The sequence below is a fragment of the Arthrobacter sp. NPDC080082 genome (genome assembly GCF_040686595.1).
Taxonomy (GTDB): domain Bacteria; phylum Actinomycetota; class Actinomycetes; order Actinomycetales; family Micrococcaceae; genus Arthrobacter.
The window spans coordinates 272,375-285,919 of the sequence record NZ_JBFBKQ010000005.1 but is presented as its reverse complement, the minus strand read 5'-3'; the positions used below and the strand labels follow the sequence as shown (position 1 = coordinate 285,919).

Here is a 13,545-nt window from a genome sequence, read left to right as displayed (position 1 = left end):
CGACAATTCGATCGCTCGGAGGCTACTCGCTGCGGGTGCCGAAAACGATGTCGTCCCAGCTGGGGACGCTGGAGCGCTTGGGTTTGGCAGGCTGGCGTTCGGGCGTCTCAGCGGCACGCTCGGCCCGCGCCTCAGACCGCGACAGTTCCGGGTTCCGGTTGCCGGCGGGGAAGATGCCGTCCGGGGTCCGGGGCTGCTCGGGGGACTCCGGCCGTGCCGCGCGCCGCGAGGTTCCGCCGCCCAGCAGTTCGTCCAGTCCAGGGCTCGACGTCGGCCCCTGGCCGGTGCCGCGCACCGGGCGCAGCTGGGAGGCCGCGATCGTGATTTCCCGGGTTTCGGTGCTGACCCCGTCGTGCAGCCGCAACGCGTCGCCGGCGTCTGCGGCGTCGTGCCGCGGCGCCAGCGTCAGCCGGGAGAGCATCGAGGGCCGGGCATCGCGGCGGCGGGTGAAGGCGTCCGGCCCGGGGATGGAATGCGGTTCGGCCTTGGCTGCCGCCGGAGTGGAAGGCTTCTCCGGCTCCGCGGTCGTGTCGGCATCGCCAGCTTCGGCCGCGCCGGTGGTGCCCGTGCCGTTGGGGTTGTGAAGGTCGGCGTCATCGGAGGTACCGGCGTCGGACCCGGCGTCGGTGTCGCTTTCACTGTCGGAGGCATCGCCAGGGGCGGGAACCTCGGAGGGCCGGGGGTGGGCCGCCGGGACGCCCTGGCTCAGCATGAGCGCCAGCGCGTCATCAGCATCCTCGTCCACCCCGATCCGGTGCCCGCGGCGGGAGCGTAGCATGTCCAGCAGCCCGTCGTTATCCCGGTCCTGTCGGGTATCCCCGGGCAGTGACCTGTCGGCGGGGACGATGCTGAGCTGGGCCGTCGCCGTGCGCGCGGCGGCCTCGGCGTCGGTCTCGAAGTCGAAGGGCCGGTCGGAAACGGCCGAGAGCCGGCGGGACGGGACGGGCCCGTCCATCGGCTCGAGTTCGCTGAGCTGCTGCGCCCAGCGGTTGGCGTTCTGCAGGGACTTCAGCGCCGGGCTGAACGTCCACGTGGCGGGTGGCTCCTCGCCGATGGCGGTGTGGCCGCCGGCCGGCAGCGAAAACGCCGCCACCACGTTCCACAGGCCGTCGGAGCGCCGCCAGGAATCCCACTCCACGGTCTCCGGAGCGACGCCGTAGGCGCGCAGCCGGTGGCTGACCATTTCCTCCAGGGTGGCGGGCTGGTCGCCGAAATGTGAGCGGTAACCCTCGTGGCCCGCCGTGGGGGACGCAACCTCGATCCGGCGCGCCTGCTGGGCGACGTATTCGCGCTCGGCCAGCACTGGGCCTTCGTAGCGTTCAACCTTGGCCAGCGGCAGGCCCGAAAGCTCGGCGACCTCCGCGGCAGTCGCGCCGCTCCGGATTCGGGCCTGGATGTCCCGTGGGGACATGGCAATGGGCTCCGGCGCCGGGCCCGGGGCAGTCTTCGAGGGCCGGTTCACGGCAGCCCGAAGCGTTTCATCGATCGGCAGCTGGAACATCTCGCCGCCGGCGCCACTGAACAGGAGATGCTCTCCATCGTCGTGGACGCCTACAAGCCGTAGATCCTGCATACAAATCCTCCACCCTGGCATTGCTAACACTCGAAACTCTGCCACTGCCGGGCACTAAAAGCGGTGAAGAGGGAGGGCGCGCCGCGAATTTCCGGCATTTTCCGACCTTCGAGGGCGTCTCTGGCGGGCATTGGGTGAACGCCCGGGCCATCACGTCCCGACGGCGTCCGCCAGACTCTGGCGTGCTGAACCCGCGTAGGCAAGAATGACCCGACGCCGGGCACAAAAAACACCCGTCCGGCGTTGACGCCGGTGAACCGGACCCGGACCGGGCGGGGAAGAGAAAGACCCCGGCGGACGGCGACGGCGACAACCCCAACAAGTGCGGAGTGTGAGCGAAAAGTAATGGCGACAGACTACGACGCGCCGCGGAAGAGCGAAGAGGACCTCAACGAGGACTCGATCGAGGAACTGAAGACCCGGCGGACCGACAAGCCCTCCGCGGTGGTGGACGAGGACGAGACCGATCTTGCCGAGGGATACGAGCTCCCCGGCGCGGACCTCTCCGGCGAGGAGTTGCTGGTCCGGGTGATGCCCGCCCAGGCGGACGAATTCACCTGCGCGTCCTGTTTCCTGGTCCGGCACCGCTCCCAGATCGCCCGGGAAAAGGACGGCCTGAAGTACTGCGTGGAGTGCGAGGGCTGAGGCGGGCCCTCGAAGCGCCCCGGCGGCGGATTAGCGGTTAAGACGTCAGCGGTTCAGCGGTTCAGGGGCTTAGCGCTTGAGCGCGGCGACGAACTCGGCGGGACGGCGGGTCGAGGCCAGCCAGTACGGCGTCCGGTCCATCGGGTCGGTGATCTCGATCCGCACCACCGGATCGATCCAGCCGCGGATGCACATGAAGGCCAGCCCGTTGAGCCGGGGGCCGCGTTCCGCCGTCGCCTCCCCGCCCTCGAAGGCCTCCACGGCACCGACGAAGCGGCGCTCGATCGTCGCCCGGCCCACTCGCAGGGTCCCCGCGGTGACCTGGAGCGACGGGGTGGAGACAATCAGCAGCACGGCCAGGATCACGAAGAGCACCACCGCCGCGGTGATGCCCGCGGTCATGCTGATCGGGGCGAACACCAGGATGCCGGCCGCCGACAGTCCTGCCGCCACCAGCCAGATCCAGAAGCTCGGCCACAGCTTTTCGCTGAACAGGACGGTGGATTCGTCGGGGGTCTGGTTGGAGGCAGGCACAGCGGCGCTGGATTCGGGCATGAGGCCAGCTTTCCACTTTTCCCGGGCTATTTCACCTTGGCGGGACGTCACGGGAGGGCCCCGATGCCCGGGCACCGAAGGCATCCTCCCGCCCGGCGCCGCGGTAGGCCGAACCTTTCCGCGGGCGTTACAGTGGGGGACTGTGACTGAAGAAACAACCCCCGCGCACGCCGTCCCTGGTCCCACCCTGGCGGTCCAGTTGAAGATGCTCGACGACGGGCTGGAACCGCCGTCGTACGCGCACCCCGGCGACGCAGGCGCGGACCTGCGCGCCCGCGAGGACGTCATCCTGGAACCCGGCGAGCGGAAACTGGTGCACACCGGCGTCGCCATCGCCCTTCCTGTCGGCTACGTTGCGCTGATTCACCCGCGCTCGGGCCTCGCCACCAAGCACGGACTGACCGTGGTGAACGCCCCCGGCACCGTCGACGCCGGCTACCGCGGGGAAATTGCGGTAACCCTGTTGAACACGGACCGCTCCGAGTCCATCGAGCTCCGGCGCGGCGATAGAATTGCCCAAATGGTCATCCAGCGTGTGGAGCACGCGGAGTTCGTTCCGGTCCAGGAGCTCAGCGATTCGGTCCGCGGCACCGGCGGTTTCGGTTCCACCGGCGGGTTCGGCGCGACGCAGGCCTGACCGGCCCCAGCTACACCGCCCGGTCCGTCAGGCCGGCACACCCGGGCCGCCCCGGACGAGCAGCGCCGGAACACAACGAAGGAGACAACCCCATGGTTTTTGGGCGTGGCAGGAAAGCCAAGCAGGAACAGCCGAGCGAGGCCGTCGAGGCCCCGGAGACCGGCGCCGACGAGGCCGCGGACACGGCCGTCCGCGGGTCCGGCCCGTACGACGTCTCGGAGATTGAGAACCAGGACGGCTACGTGGACCTCGGCGCCCTGCTGATCGCACCGCGGGAGAACCTGCAGTTGCGGCTCGAGGTCGAGGAGGCCACCCAGCGCGTCGTCGCCGTGACCATGGACCTCGAGGGCTCCAGCCTGCAGCTGCAGGCTTTCGCGGCTCCCCGGTCCGAAGGACTGTGGGACGAGATCCGCGAGCAGATCGGCCAGTCCGTGGGAAGCCAGGGCGGCCAGGTGGAGGAGATCGAGGGCCACTTCGGCATCGAACTCGTCGCGAAGCTCCCCGCCGGCGACGGCAGCGAGGGCTACCGGGTGGCCCGCTTCATCGGCGTCGACGGCCCCCGCTGGTTCCTGCGCGGTGTGCTCGGCGGCGAAGCGGCCCTGGACCGGGAAGCCTCCCGTGACCTGGAGGACCTCTTCCGCAGGATCGTGGTGGTGCGCGGAGACAACCCGATGCCGCCGCGCGACCTGCTGCAGCTGCGCCTGCCAAAGGACACCAGCGCCACGGTCCCCGGCACGGCCGGACGCCCCACCCTGGACCAGCCCGAACGCGGACCGGAGACCACCCAGATTGGGTGACGCCCCCGGAGGCCTGTCCTCCGACGCCGTCCCGGTCCGCGGCCTGCCCGAGCGCGGCCGCGTCCTCTGCCGCGGCTTCATCGAATCCGTCACCTACGCCCCCGCGGGCGAGGTCGCGGCATTCACCGCGATCATCACGGACCACGACGCCCCCGCGGCGAGGCCCCGCCGAGTCCCGGCGGACGCCGCACCGCCCACCGCCCGCCGCCGCCGTCAGGTGGCCGCGGACCGCCTCCGCGTGGTGTGGCTGGGGCGCCGCCGCATCCCGGGTGTCCACGCCGGACTGGAGCTGAAGCTGGAGGGGATGGTCACCGTCCGCGACGGCCTGCCCACCATGTTCAACCCGCGCTACGAAATCCTGTCCCGCCTGGAGGAACACTGACCATGCCCGAGAGCTCCCCGTTCCAGGACCCCCGCCCCCGCGAATCCCAGTCCGGCTCCACCCGGCCCGGCGAGGCGCAGCCCGCGGGCACCCAACCGACCGTGGCCCAGCTCGCGGAGGACTACGCCGCGAAGGCGGGCCTGCACCGCACCAGCAACGGCAACATCGACGTGCTGAAAAGCGCCGGCGGCGTCCAGGGCCTGGCCGAGAGCATCCTGCCCGGCCTGGTCTTCCTGATCGCCTTCACGGTGTCCCGTGAGCTGACCCCGGCGCTGGTGGGCGCCCTCGCCGTCGCCGCCGCTTTCACCGTCGCCCGGCTGGTCCAGCGCAAGCCGCTGACCCAGGCGCTGGCCGGCATCGCCGGCGTCGGCCTCTCCGCCTGGCTTGCCAACACCACCGGCAAGGCCGAGGACTTCTACGTCCTGGGCTTCTTCACCAACCTGGGCTACATCGTAGCGATGAGCATCTCGATCGCCGTCCGCTGGCCGATCGCCGGGCTGCTGTTCGGCTTCATCCGCAACGAGGGACTGCACTGGCGCAAGGACCCGGCCCGCGTGAAGGCTTACCGGATCGGGACCTGGGTGATCATCACGGTCCTGGCCCTGCGCCTGCTGGTCCAGGTGCCGCTGTACTACATGGGGGAGCAGGGCCTCGCCGCCCTCGCCACCACCCGGCTGCTGATGGGCGCCCCGCTGTACATCCTGGGCCTCTGGGTGGCCTGGCTCCTGACCCGGCCCGCCGCGCCGGCAGCCGACGCCGAGCATCCCGTCGAACCCATCTAGCTCGCAGCTGAGGCCGTTATGAACGCTCATAACGGCCTCAGCTGTCAGTCAGGTGGGTCGGCCCGGCGGCGGCACGCGGGCCGTCGGGCGGTCGGGGCCTTAGCCGTCGAAGCCGTCGTCCTCGATGGCGTGGCTGTGCGAGGGCTGGCCGGAGCGGCCGTCGTAGTCATCGCCGGACCCGGCGGTATCCGCCGCAGTGTCCGAGTCGCCGTCGCCGGTTTCCGGGGCCGAGAGCAGGGCCCGCAGCTCGTCCTCGGCGGCGATGGTGGTGACGAAGAACAGCTCGTCGCCACCGTCGATCACGTCGTCCCGGCTGGGGGTGATGGGGGCCTGGTCGCGGAGGATCGCCACGAGGGTCGCGTCCTCGGGCCATTCGATGGCGCCCACCGTTAGGCCGATCACGTGCGAATCGTGCGGCACGGTGAATTCCACCAGCGACGAGACACCCGTCTGCAGCGTCAGCAAGCGGACCAGGTCGCCGATCTCCACGGCCTCCTCCACCAGCGCCGTCATGAGCTGCGGGGTGTTGACCGCGACGTCGACGCCCCAGGAATCGTCGAACATCCAGTCGTTCTTCGGGTTGTTCACCCGGCCCACCGTGCGGCCCACGCCGAATTCGGTCTTGGCCAGCAGCGAGACCACCAGATTGACCTTGTCGTCGCCGGTGGCGGAGACGACAACGTCGGCATCCTCCAGCCGGGCGTCCTTGAGCGTGCTCAGCTCGCAGGCGTCGCCCACCAGCCAATGCGCGCCGCGCAGGCCGCTGCGGCCGATCACCTCCGGCTTCAGGTCGATCAGCAGGATTTCGTGCTTGTGCGAGAGCAATTCGCGGGCAATCGAGGAACCGACGCTGCCGGCACCGACGATGACGACCTTCACTTAGGACTCCTTGGCGGGGGATTTGGCGAGGATGTGGGCCACCTCGGAGGTGCGGTCCACGCTGAGCATGGCGTGGACGGTGTCGCCGTCCTGCAACGACATGCCGGGCGCCGGGAGCATCCCCTCGCCGAATCGGGTGAGGTAAGCGATGCGGATGTCCGCGGCCTTCTCGATGGCGGTCAGCGGGTGGCCGACCCAGCCGGCGTCGAGGTCCACCTCGGCCAGCACCAGCCGGCCGGAGGGGTCGCGGAAGTCACCGGCGAGGTGCTGCTCGGGCAGGATCCGGCGCAGCACCTGGTCCGCGCTCCAGCGCACGGCCGCGACCGTGGGGATGCCCAGGCGCTGGTAGATCTCGGCCCGGCCCGGGTCGTAGATGCGGGCCACCACGTGCGGGACGTGGAAGGTCTCCCGGGCGACGCGGGTGGCCAGGATGTTGGAGTTGTCACCGCTGGAGACGGCGGCGAAGGCGTAGGCCTCCTCGACGCCGGCGCGCTTGAGCGTTTCGCGGTCAAAGCCGACGCCGGTGACCTTGCGGCCGGTGAAGCCGGTGCGGAGCCTCCGGAAGGCGCGGTCGTCCTGGTCGATGATGGCGACCGAGTGGCCGGCGTCCTCAAGGGTGTGCGCCAGGGTGGCACCCACCCGGCCGCAACCCATGATCACGAAGTGCGCCACATGTGCCTCCTAAAGCGTCTGTCTCACGTTGCTGCGTAAACTCTACCGGCCACCGGGGCCCGGCAGCCGCGCCCCGGCCGCCATGACATCGGGTGCGAATCAGACTAACTTTGTCTGGTGCTGACAATTTTCAATGCCGTGAAGCGGGTGCTGGTGGGGCGTCCCTTCCGCAACGACCGTCTGGCCCACACCCTGCTGCCGAAGCGGATCGCGCTTCCGATCTTCGCCTCGGACGCGCTGTCCTCGGTGGCGTACGCCCCGGACGAAATCCTGCTGACCCTGGCCCTGGCCGGCGTCAGCGCGGTGGCGTTCTCGCCGTGGGTGGGTCTGGCGGTGATGGTGGTGCTGCTGACGGTGGTCGCCTCCTACCGGCAGAACGTCCACGCCTACCCCTCCGGCGGCGGCGACTACGAGATCGCCAACGAGAACCTCGGCAAATACGCCGGCCTGACCGTCGCCTCGGCCCTGCTGGTGGACTACGTCCTGACCGTGGCGGTGTCCATGTCCTCGGCCGCGGCGTACCTGACCACGGCCGTGCCCTCGCTGCACGGCCAGCAGGCCGCGATCGCCACCATCGGCGTCGTGATCCTTGCCCTGGTGAACCTGCGCGGCATCCGAGAGGCCGGCAGCGTCTTCGCCGTCCCCACTTACATCTTCATGGCCTCCATCCTCGGCATGACCGCCGTCGGCGTCTTCCAGGCCGTCACCGGCCAGCTGGGCCAGGCGCCGTCGGCCGAGTTCGAGATCGTCCCGGCGGCCGGCTTCGACGAGGGCCTGGTGGGCCTGACCGGCGCGTTCCTGCTGCTGCGGGCCTTCTCCTCCGGCGCCGCCGCCCTCACCGGCGTCGAGGCGATCAGCAACGGCGTGCCCAACTTCAAGAAGCCCAAGAGCAAGAACGCCGCCACCACGCTGCTGCTCCTCGGTGTCATCGCAGCGTCCATGCTGGCCGGCATCATCTACCTGGCCAACGCCACCAAGGTGCACATCGTGCAGGACCCTGCCAAGGAGTTCCTGCTCAACGGCCAGCCCGTGGACGAGGGCTACATCCAGAACCCGGCCATCAGCCAGATCGCGCAGACGGTCTTCGGCGCCGGCTCCATCCCGTTCTACATCGTGGTGGCCGCCACCGGCGTCATCCTCGTCTTCGCCTCCAACACGGCGTTCAACGGCTTCCCGGTGCTCGGCTCCATCCTGGCCCAGGACGGCTACCTGCCCCGCCAGCTGCGCACCCGCGGCGACCGGCTGGCCTTCAGCAACGGCGTGCTGGCCCTCGCCGCCGGCGCGCTGGTGCTGATCATCTCCTTCAACGCCGACGTCACCAAGCTGATCCAGCTCTACATCGTGGGCGTCTTCATCTCCTTCACCCTCAGCCAGCTCGGCATGATCCGGCACTGGGGCCGGGAGCTGAAGCTCGCCAAGGACCCGGCCGCAAAGCTGCGGATGCTCAAGTCCCGCACCATCAACACCATCGGCTTCGGCATGACCGGCCTGGTGCTGGTGATCGTGCTGATCACCAAGTTCGAGCAGGGCGCCTGGATCGCCCTGCTGGCCATGTTCATCCTGTTCCTGATCATGTGGAGCATCCGGGCGCACTACGACAACGTCGCCAAGGAACTCGCCGTGGACGAGGACTCCTCGCCGCGCGCCCTGCCCACCCGTGTCCACGCCGTGCTGCTGGTCTCCCACGTCCGCAAGCCCGTGCTCCGCGCCCTGGCCTACGCCCGCGCGTCCCGGCCGTCCCGGCTGGACGCCATCACCGTGGACATCAGCCCCGAGGAGACCGAGCAGACCCTCGCGGACTGGGAAAAGCTGGACATCCCGGTGCCCATCACGGTCCTGGCCAGCCCGTTCCGGGAAACGGTCACGCCCATCATGGAATACATCAAGAACATGCGCCGGGACTCACCCCGGGACCTGATCGTGGTGTACATCCCCGAGTACGTGGTGGGCAAGTGGTGGGAGCAGCTGGTGCACAACCAGACCGCCCTGCGGATCAAGACCCGGCTGCACTTCGAACCCGGAGTGATGGTCGCCAGCGTGCCGTGGCAGCTGAAATCGTCCGAAGAAGCCAAGAGACTGCAGGATATTCAATGAGCACCGACCCCCGGACCCCCGCCGCCACCGAACTGGTCGTCGACGTCGGCCGGGTGGCCCACGGCGGCCACGCCGTGGCCCGGCACGAGGGCCGGGTCATCTTCGTCCGGCACGGCATCCCGGGGGAGAAGGTCCGCATCAGGCTCACCGACGACGCCGAGGGTGCCAAGTTCTGGCGCGGCGACGTCATCGAGGTGCTCGAGGCCTCCGAGGACCGGGTGGAACACTTCTGGCACGCCGCCGACGCGCGCCGCGCCTGGGCCCACGGCCACCCGCCGGTGGGTGGCGCCGAACTGGGCCACATCTCCCTGGCCCGGCAGCGCCGGATGAAGGCCGAGGTCCTGGCCGAGCAGCTGCACCGCCTCGCGGGCATCGACGCCCACGCCCTGGCCGGCCTCCCGGGCGCCGGCCACGTCGAGGCGGTGGGGGAGGACGGGTCCTCGGCGGCGCCGGGCCTCGGCTGGCGCACCCGCACCGGCTTCGCGATGACCCCGTCCGGCCAGCTGGGCATGCATGCCTACCGCTCCGATGCCGTCCTGGCGGTCCGCGAGATGCCGCTGGCCGTGGACGGCATCAATGACCTGCGCCTCTGGGACCAGGACCTGCAGGGCATCGAACGGATCGAGGTCGCGGCCCCGGCCAATGGCTCCCGGCCGCTGGTGCTGCTGGTTCCCGCCCCCGGCACCCGCCCGCAGCGGGTCGCCGCCATCGCGGCCCGCCTGCCGGAGAGGGTCTCCGTCGCCCGGCTGGACCCCGCCACCGGTGAGGTCACCCAGCTGCGCGGCCGTACCTGGGTGCAGGAAACCGCCGCCGGCCATGACTTCCGCGTCACCGGCGACGGTTTCTGGCAGATCCACCGCCACGCCCCGGAGACCCTGGTGGGCGCGGTCAAGGAGGCCCTGCACGACGGCGGCTACCTCGCCCCCGGCTCGGCGGTGGCCGACCTGTACGCCGGCGCCGGGCTCTTCACCGCCGCGCTGGCCGACGCCGTCGGGGTCACCGGCTCCGTGCTGTCCGTGGAAGGCTCGCCCGGCACCAGCCGGGACGCCCGCAAGAACCTGCACCACGCCCCGCAGGTGGAAATTGTCCAGGGCAAGGTCGAACGGGTGCTGCGGCAGAAGCCGCGCAGCTTCGACGCACTGATCCTGGACCCGCCCCGGGCCGGCGCCGGCAAGGCCGTGGTCAGCCAGCTCGTGGACTCCGCGCCGCGCGCCATCGCCTACGTCTCCTGCGACCCGGCGTCGTTCGCCCGCGACGTCGGCTACTTCCAGCAGCGGGGCTGGGCACTGAAGTCCCTGCGCGGGTTCGACCTCTACCCGCATACGCACCACCTGGAGACGGTGGCGTTGCTGACTCCCGGGGGCCCGGGCCACTAGGATGGGCGGAGTAGTCCGACGTCGCGCGGGCTCAGCACCCCACGAAGCGCTTGGTTAGGCTTGCCTAACTAGCTTAGGGGTCTGCGGCGCGACAAAGATGAAACAGTTGCGAGAGGAGTCCTGCGATGAGCATTGTGGACAGCTTCGGTGCAAAAGGCAAACTTAATGTAGCCGGTACCGAATACGAGATTTTCCGGTTGAACTCCGTCGAAGGCGCAGACAGCCTTCCGTTCAGCCTCAAGGTGTTGCTTGAGAACCTGTTGAGGACCGAGGACGGCGCCAACATCACGGCCGACCACGTCCGCGCCCTGGCCGGCTGGGATCCCAACGCCGAGCCCGACACTGAAATCCAGTTCACGCCGGCGCGCGTGATCATGCAGGACTTCACCGGCGTGCCCTGCGTTGTCGACCTCGCCACCATGCGCGAGGCCGTCAAGGACCTCGGCGGCGACCCCACCCGGGTGAACCCGCTGGCACCGGCCGAACTGGTCATCGACCACTCCGTGCAGATCGACGCCTTCGGCAACTCCGGCGCACTGGAGCGCAACATGGAGATCGAGTACCAGCGCAACGGCGAGCGGTACCAGTTCCTCCGGTGGGGCCAGACCGCGTTCGACGACTTCAAGGTCGTCCCGCCGGGAACCGGCATCGTGCACCAGGTCAACATCGAATACCTGGCCCGCACCGTCATGACCCGCGAGGTTGACGGAACCCTGCGCGCCTACCCGGACACCTGCGTCGGCACCGACTCCCACACCACCATGGTCAACGGCCTGGGCGTGCTCGGCTGGGGCGTCGGCGGCATCGAGGCCGAGGCGGCCATGCTCGGCCAGCCCGTCTCCATGCTGATCCCGCGCGTCGTCGGCTTCAAGCTGACCGGCTCCATCCCGGCCGGCGCCACCGCCACCGACGTGGTGCTCACCATCACCGAGATGCTGCGCCAGCACGGCGTGGTCGGCAAGTTCGTCGAGTTCTACGGCGAGGGTGTCGCGGCCGTGCCGCTGGCCAACCGCGCCACGATCGGCAACATGAGCCCCGAGTTCGGTTCCACCGCCGCGATGTTCCCGATCGACGACGTCACCCTTGACTACCTGCGCCTCACCGGCCGCTCGGACGAGAACGTCGCCCTGGTCGAGGCCTACGCCAAGGAACAGGGCCTCTGGCACGACCCGTCCCGCGAGATCAAGTTCTCCGAGTACCTCGAGCTGGACCTGTCGACGGTTGTCCCGTCGATCTCCGGCCCGAAGCGCCCTCAGGACCGCATCATCCTCTCCGAGTCCAAGGCCCAGTTCCGCGAGGATCTGCGCAACTACGTCAAGGTCGACCTGGCCGACGGCAGCCTGGACGAAGCGATCGATGAGAGCTTCCCGGCCTCCGACGCGCCGTCGTTCACCGCCAACGCCAGCCACCTCACCGAGGAGGCCCCGCACTCGCACGGACCGAAGGCCAACGGCCGCCCGTCCAAGACCGTGGCGGTCAAGACCGCCGACGGCCGCGAGTTCGAACTGGACCACGGCGCGGTGTCGATCGCCTCGATCACCTCCTGCACCAACACGTCCAACCCGTCCGTGATGCTGGCCGCCGCACTGCTGGCCCGCAACGCCGTCGAAAAGGGCCTTACCGCCAAGCCGTGGGTCAAGACCTCCGTCGCCCCGGGCTCAAAGGTCGTCACCGACTACTACAACAAGTCGGGCCTCACCCCGTACCTGGAGAAGCTCGGCTTCTACATCGTCGGCTACGGCTGCGCGACCTGCATCGGCAACTCCGGCCCGCTGGACGCCGAGATCTCCGAGGCCATTCAGGCCAACGACCTCTCGGTCACCGCCGTGCTCTCCGGTAACCGCAACTTCGAAGGCCGGATCAACCCGGACGTGAAGATGAACTACCTGGCCTCCCCGCCGCTGGTCATCGCCTACGCCCTGGCCGGCACCATGGACTTCGACTTCGAGAGCGACCCGCTGGGCCAGGACGAAGCCGGCAACGACGTCTTCCTCAAGGACATCTGGCCGAACCCGTCCGAGGTCCAGGAGACCATCGACTCCTCGATCGACAAGGGCATGTTCGCCCGCGGTTACGAGGGTGTCTTCGAAGGCGACGAGCGCTGGAAGGCCCTCGACACCCCCGCCGGCGACACCTTCGCCTGGGACCAGGACTCCACCTACGTCCGGAAGCCCCCGTACTTCGAGGGCATGAAGGCCCAGCCGGAGCCGGTTCAGGACATCAGCGGAGCCCGCGTGCTGCTCAAGCTCGGCGACTCGGTGACCACCGACCACATCTCCCCGGCCGGTTCCTTCAAGTCGGACACCCCGGCCGGTAAGTACCTGCTGGAGCACGGCGTGGAGCGCAAGGACTTCAACTCCTACGGTTCGCGCCGTGGCAACCACGAGGTCATGATCCGCGGCACCTTCGCCAACATCCGGATCAAGAACCAGCTGCTCGACGGCGTCGAGGGTGGCTTCACCCGCGACTTCACGCAGGCAGACGGCCCGCAGGCCGCCGTGTACGACGCCGCCCAGAACTACCAGGCCGCGGGCACCCCGCTGGTGGTCCTGGCCGGCAAGGAGTACGGCTCCGGTTCGTCCCGTGACTGGGCCGCCAAGGGCACCGCGCTGCTGGGCGTCAAGGCCGTCATCGCCGAAAGCTACGAGCGCATCCACCGCTCCAACCTGATCGGCATGGGCGTCCTGCCGCTGCAGTACCCGGCCGGCCAGAACGCCGCCAGCCTGGGCCTGACCGGCACCGAGTCCTTCTCCGTCGAGGGCGTCACCGCCCTCAACGAGGGCACCACGCCGAAGACCCTCAAGGTCACCGCCACGGCAGAAGACGACACCACCACGAGCTTCGATGCGGTCCTGCGCATCGATACCCCGGGTGAAGCCGACTACTACCGCAACGGCGGCATCCTGCAGTACGTGCTGCGCCAGATCTCGGCGTAGGGCCCCGTGGTAAACCCGGCAACGCTTTTCCGCCGGGTTTACCACGGGATCGCCGAGATCGTTTCGGCCAGCTAGCACCACCGGCCGAGCCTTCCCGGCGAGGCCACCCGAAGCCCCGGACCGTCACAGACGGGCCGGGGCTTCGGCGTTCCCTGGCCCGGCGGGGAGCGGTACGCGCGGCTGGCGGCCCGGGGTGCGAAACCGGCGGACACGCCGA

12 protein-coding genes are annotated in these 13,545 nt (G+C 69.6%); 8 read left to right on the top strand and 4 right to left on the bottom strand.

What is annotated here, in order from left to right; genetic code table 11:
- Positions 1 to 22: 22 nt before the first annotated feature.
- The gene (sepH, locus tag AB0O44_RS12430; RefSeq protein ID WP_364137750.1) at positions 23 to 1,573 is read right to left on the bottom strand and encodes a septation protein SepH; all 1,551 of its coding nucleotides are present in this window, start codon (positions 1,571 to 1,573) and stop codon (positions 23 to 25) included.
- Between the two features lie 345 nt (positions 1,574 to 1,918).
- Between sepH and AB0O44_RS12425 the strand changes: the two genes are divergently transcribed.
- On the top strand, positions 1,919 to 2,218 hold the full coding sequence (locus AB0O44_RS12425) for a DUF4193 domain-containing protein (protein ID WP_364137748.1): 300 nt from the start codon (positions 1,919 to 1,921) through the stop codon (positions 2,216 to 2,218).
- 69 nt (positions 2,219 to 2,287) lie between these two features.
- On the opposite strand, the gene AB0O44_RS12420 is transcribed toward AB0O44_RS12425, so the two are convergent.
- Positions 2,288 to 2,773: a DUF3093 domain-containing protein gene (locus AB0O44_RS12420; protein ID WP_364137746.1), complete on the bottom strand. Its 486-nt coding sequence runs from the start codon at positions 2,771 to 2,773 to the stop codon at positions 2,288 to 2,290.
- Positions 2,774 to 2,915: 142 nt separating this feature from the next.
- Here AB0O44_RS12420 and dut point away from each other — a divergent pair, with 142 nt between their 5' ends.
- The 4 genes from dut to AB0O44_RS12400 all read left to right on the top strand — a co-directional run bounded on the left by dut (position 2,916) and on the right by AB0O44_RS12400 (position 5,371).
- Positions 2,916 to 3,410, top strand: coding sequence for a dUTP diphosphatase (gene dut / locus AB0O44_RS12415; protein ID WP_364137744.1), 495 nt, complete (start codon positions 2,916 to 2,918; stop codon positions 3,408 to 3,410).
- Between the two features lie 92 nt (positions 3,411 to 3,502).
- Positions 3,503 to 4,207, top strand: coding sequence for a DUF3710 domain-containing protein (locus AB0O44_RS12410; RefSeq protein ID WP_364137742.1), 705 nt, complete (start codon positions 3,503 to 3,505; stop codon positions 4,205 to 4,207).
- Positions 4,200 to 4,589, top strand: a complete 390-nt coding sequence (locus tag AB0O44_RS12405; protein WP_290258114.1) for a hypothetical protein — start codon at positions 4,200 to 4,202, stop codon at positions 4,587 to 4,589. The genes AB0O44_RS12410 and AB0O44_RS12405 overlap by 8 nt, the downstream gene beginning before the upstream one ends.
- A gap of 2 nt (positions 4,590 to 4,591) precedes the next feature.
- Positions 4,592 to 5,371, top strand: a complete 780-nt coding sequence (locus tag AB0O44_RS12400) for a DUF3159 domain-containing protein (RefSeq protein WP_364137740.1) — start codon at positions 4,592 to 4,594, stop codon at positions 5,369 to 5,371.
- Between the two features lie 99 nt (positions 5,372 to 5,470).
- Here AB0O44_RS12400 and AB0O44_RS12395 read toward each other — a convergent pair whose 3' ends face one another.
- Together AB0O44_RS12395 and AB0O44_RS12390 are read right to left on the bottom strand one after the other, a co-directional pair.
- On the bottom strand, positions 5,471 to 6,250 hold the full coding sequence (locus tag AB0O44_RS12395) for a TrkA family potassium uptake protein (RefSeq protein WP_364137738.1): 780 nt from the start codon (positions 6,248 to 6,250) through the stop codon (positions 5,471 to 5,473).
- Positions 6,251 to 6,922, bottom strand: a complete 672-nt coding sequence (locus AB0O44_RS12390) for a TrkA family potassium uptake protein (RefSeq protein ID WP_364137736.1) — start codon at positions 6,920 to 6,922, stop codon at positions 6,251 to 6,253.
- 117 nt (positions 6,923 to 7,039) lie between these two features.
- Between AB0O44_RS12390 and AB0O44_RS12385 the strand changes: the two genes are divergently transcribed.
- The 3 genes from AB0O44_RS12385 (at position 7,040) to AB0O44_RS12375 (ending at position 13,328) form a co-directional block, all read left to right on the top strand.
- Entirely contained in the window at positions 7,040 to 9,016 is a 1,977-nt protein-coding gene (locus AB0O44_RS12385) for an APC family permease (protein ID WP_364137734.1), read from the top strand.
- Positions 9,013 to 10,392 carry a TRAM domain-containing protein gene (locus tag AB0O44_RS12380; protein ID WP_364137732.1) on the top strand — a complete coding sequence of 460 codons (1,380 nt, stop codon included), beginning with the start codon at positions 9,013 to 9,015 and terminating at the stop codon, positions 10,390 to 10,392. Before AB0O44_RS12385 ends, AB0O44_RS12380 begins: the two co-directional genes overlap by 4 nt.
- A gap of 125 nt (positions 10,393 to 10,517) precedes the next feature.
- Positions 10,518 to 13,328 (top strand): aconitate hydratase, encoded by a 2,811-nt coding sequence (locus AB0O44_RS12375; protein WP_364137730.1) that lies wholly within the window; start codon positions 10,518 to 10,520, stop codon positions 13,326 to 13,328.
- The last annotated feature ends 217 nt before the right edge of the window (positions 13,329 to 13,545 follow it).

What these genes read in the sequence shown, in the direction of transcription:
- sepH (WP_364137750.1), bottom strand. Translation starts at nt 1,573, where the DNA reads ATGCAGGATCTACGGCTTGTAGGCGTCCACGACGATGGAGAGCATCTC.
- AB0O44_RS12425 (WP_364137748.1), top strand. Translation starts at nt 1,919, where the DNA reads ATGGCGACAGACTACGACGCGCCGCGGAAGAGCGAAGAGGACCTCAAC.
- AB0O44_RS12420 (WP_364137746.1), bottom strand. Translation starts at nt 2,773, where the DNA reads ATGCCCGAATCCAGCGCCGCTGTGCCTGCCTCCAACCAGACCCCCGAC.
- AB0O44_RS12410 (WP_364137742.1), top strand. Translation starts at nt 3,503, where the DNA reads ATGGTTTTTGGGCGTGGCAGGAAAGCCAAGCAGGAACAGCCGAGCGAG.
- AB0O44_RS12400 (WP_364137740.1), top strand. Translation starts at nt 4,592, where the DNA reads ATGCCCGAGAGCTCCCCGTTCCAGGACCCCCGCCCCCGCGAATCCCAG.
- AB0O44_RS12380 (WP_364137732.1), top strand. Translation starts at nt 9,013, where the DNA reads ATGAGCACCGACCCCCGGACCCCCGCCGCCACCGAACTGGTCGTCGAC.
- AB0O44_RS12375 (WP_364137730.1), top strand. Translation starts at nt 10,518, where the DNA reads ATGAGCATTGTGGACAGCTTCGGTGCAAAAGGCAAACTTAATGTAGCC.